Annotated in this window: 1 protein-coding gene; it reads right to left on the bottom strand. The window is 62.0% G+C overall.

The genetic code is table 11. From position 1 onward, the window contains the following. Nucleotides 1-229: aminotransferase class I/II-fold pyridoxal phosphate-dependent enzyme (locus tag KVT45_RS55925; protein ID WP_217562814.1), on the bottom strand; the 229-nt coding region annotated here is incomplete at both ends.

Raw genomic sequence — 229 nt, 5'->3', positions numbered from 1 at the left:
CGCCGGCCCCGCTGCGCAGATGCCACGGCAGCGTCCGGAATCGCGCCAGGAGGTCGTCGTTGCTGAAGTGGCCGACGGCGCAGCGGAGTCCGGCGATATTGTAACTTTTGGCAGCCGATGTGAATACTATTGTACGTTCGGCGGCACTCTGTATGGGAGCGATCGTGGGGAATTCCGTATCGGGGTAGACGATCACCGCGTGGATTTCGTCTGCGAACACGACGGCGTC

The organism is Streptomyces sp. GbtcB6 (assembly GCF_019091475.1).
GTDB classification, from domain to species: Bacteria; Actinomycetota; Actinomycetes; order Streptomycetales; family Streptomycetaceae; genus Streptomyces; species Streptomyces hyaluromycini.
This window is presented reverse-complemented; position numbering and strand designations above follow the sequence as displayed.